Origin of the sequence: Gordonibacter sp. (assembly GCF_036667095.1) — a bacterium.
GTDB lineage: Bacteria > Actinomycetota > Coriobacteriia > Coriobacteriales > Eggerthellaceae > Gordonibacter.
Genome location: NZ_JAVWUP010000281.1, coordinates 1 through 2,580, shown reverse-complemented (window position 1 = coordinate 2,580; position 2,580 = coordinate 1). Strand labels below are relative to the sequence as shown.

The following is a 2,580-nucleotide window of genomic DNA, read 5'->3' as shown; positions in this document are numbered from 1 at the left end:
GACCGCCACGAAGATAAGGCGGCCTGGGATAGTACGTCGTGGGTTGATATTGCTACCTCCATCGTAGACGGCATCGAGGGCAAAGACTGGGCTAAGCCCGCGCAGCCTGCGCCAACCCCGGATCCGACGCCAGAACCAGAGCATGGGTGCAACGAGACTACCCATGTGGTCAAACCTGGCGACACCATCATCATCGGCAAGTAACCAGCAGTGGAAGAATCAGAAATCATAGGGCTGATTGTGACAGGGATGGTGTCTATTGGTGCCCTTATTACGCTTGTTGTAAAGGCGGTTAGCCCCTTCGTTGACCTAAACGCCAACGTGTTGGTGCTCAACAAAACGATGCAGGATTTCATTACGCGAGCCGACAAACGGCTTGATGGACACGGGGACAAAATCGACAATCTTCAAACCGTATCCGCCGACCATGAGGCACGTATTAAAAACCTTGAGGAAGAGTGATGTGCTTGAGTAGCAAAGGAGGGCGCACCTCGCGCTACAACGAGCTGATGGGCATGCTCCCTTTGGTGCGCATGAAGCTAGAAGAGGGTATGACCGAGAAGGAAGTGTGCCGCGATATCGGCTTCGCGTGGTCTACCTGGTCGCGATACAAAGTCGATCACGCCGAGTTCGCCAAGTTCATCAAGGACGCACGCAAGCAGCCCTCCGACGAAGTACGTGCGGCGCTGTTCACTTCGGCGCTCGGGCACACGCATCTTGTGCAGCGAGCCATGAAGGTTAAGCGCATCGAGTACAAAGATGGCAAGCGTTTATCGGAAACCGAAGACGTGATCCACTACACCGAAGAGCAGTACTTCCCGCCGAATGTCACGGCCGGCATATTCCTGCTCACGAACTGGCGGCCAGACGAATACGCCCGTGATGCTGCGGCGCTGAAGCTCAAGGAGCGAGAACTAGGCCTGAAAGAGAAGCGCGCCGAAGAAGAGGCGTGGTGATGTTTCGCACGGTCGAAGAGTTCCGCAAGTCGAAGACCTGGCAGCGCTTCATCCTTGCCCTGAAGTTGGAACGCTTAGGTGATGGAGGGGCAAACATTTGCGCCCACTGCGGCAAGCCCATCATCGCCAAGTACGATTGCATTGGCCACCATACCATCGAGGTTACCCAGGACAACGTTAACGACGCTACCGTAACCCTCAACCCGGACAATGTGGAGCTGGTGCACCATCGCTGCCACAACAAGATCCACGACCGGTGGCAGGGCGGCAACCCCTACAGCAAACACGGGCGCGAGGTGTATATGGTATGGGGCTCGCCCTGCTCGGGCAAGACCTCGTGGGTGGAGGACAACGCGGCACCTGAGGACCTTGTGGTGGACGTGGACAAGTTGTTTGCAGCTATCTGCACCGCAGGGATATATAACAAACCCAGCGGCCTGCTGCCATCCGCGATGGTGGTGCGCAACGCGCTACTCGATCACATCAAGGTTAGGGCGGGGAAGTGGCAACGGGCGTGGGTGATAGGTGGTTACCCATTGCTGATGGAGCGTGTGAGACTTACACAGAGCTTAGGGGCTGAGAGTTTATTCATTGAGTGTCCAAAGTCGTTATGCCTTGAAAGAGCCGTACAGCGCTCTGTGATATGGTCAAAAGCTATAGAGCAATGGTGGGATAGCTACCAACCAGACCCCCCGGGGTCATCCGGCGATGGTTTCTAAGGAGATTGTTAGAGTGATCTCTTCTCTCGCAGCGAGCAATTTTTTAGGATTTCTGGGTATCTCCATGCGAGACCTCAAAAAAGACGGGATGTGATGCGATTATGGGACAAATCGAAAAGCGAGTGGCGGATCTGATGGAGATGTTTGCCGATGCCGACGTTTCCGCGCAATCTATCATCACCCCCATGCTCACCGAGGTGGCCTTCATGGAACGCCGCCTGGCCACCCTACGTGAATTACCCATGATTGAGGTCCACCCTAACAATCTATCCAAGCAACGCCCAACCCAAGCAGCACGGCAGTACCGAGAAACCATGCAGCAGTACAACGCTTGCATCAAGACATTGCTTGGAGCCACGACCCGTGGTGCAACCGAAGAAGCAAGCCCACTGCGCGACTACCTCAACATGCTAAAAGTCGAAAACACCCTCTAATTTAAGTGCGTAACCACGCTAATTGTGCCAAGAAACACGCTTTGAGCAGGCTAAATTGTAGGTTTTTAACTGGTTACACTGGTTACACCCGGTTACACCCAGGGTGTAACCAAAAACAGCACGCCTGAACTGGTGGAATGCAAAACGGTTACAGGGTTACACCCTTGAAGGCATCTCTCATACGTGCGTACGTGCGCGCACGACGCATGCGCGTTATTAATATATATATTATATATAGGGTATATGGGAGATATATTAATAATAAAATATTAAAAATCACTATAGAGAAGATGCCTCCAAGGGTGTAACCCTGTAACCGCAAAACAAAACACCAGTTCAAATGCATTAAAAACGGTTACACCCAGGGTGTAACCGGGTGTAACCAGTGTAACCGCTAATTTTTACTCATAGTTCCAGTTCAAGCACCATTTTTACCGCAAATCAGTGCGGTTACGCAGCTTGTTTTCTAGA

5 protein-coding genes are annotated in these 2,580 nt (G+C 52.7%); all 5 read left to right on the top strand.

Going from position 1 to position 2,580, the window contains the following annotated elements; translation table 11 throughout:
• Positions 1 to 204: hypothetical protein (locus tag RR842_RS13700; protein ID WP_332730146.1), on the top strand; the 204-nt coding region annotated here is incomplete at its 5' end.
• Between the two features lie 6 nt (positions 205 to 210).
• The gene (locus RR842_RS13695; RefSeq protein WP_332730145.1) at positions 211 to 462 is read left to right on the top strand and encodes a hypothetical protein; all 252 of its coding nucleotides are present in this window, start codon (positions 211 to 213) and stop codon (positions 460 to 462) included.
• Between the two features lie 5 nt (positions 463 to 467).
• The gene (locus tag RR842_RS13690; RefSeq protein WP_332730144.1) at positions 468 to 956 is read left to right on the top strand and encodes a hypothetical protein; all 489 of its coding nucleotides are present in this window, start codon (positions 468 to 470) and stop codon (positions 954 to 956) included.
• On the top strand, positions 956 to 1,675 hold the full coding sequence (locus RR842_RS13685; protein ID WP_332730147.1) for an HNH endonuclease: 720 nt from the start codon (positions 956 to 958) through the stop codon (positions 1,673 to 1,675). Before RR842_RS13690 ends, RR842_RS13685 begins: the two co-directional genes overlap by 1 nt.
• A 101-nt stretch (positions 1,676 to 1,776) precedes the next feature.
• Positions 1,777 to 2,109, top strand: coding sequence for a hypothetical protein (locus RR842_RS13680; RefSeq protein ID WP_332730143.1), 333 nt, complete (start codon positions 1,777 to 1,779; stop codon positions 2,107 to 2,109).
• Positions 2,110 to 2,580 lie beyond the last annotated feature (471 nt).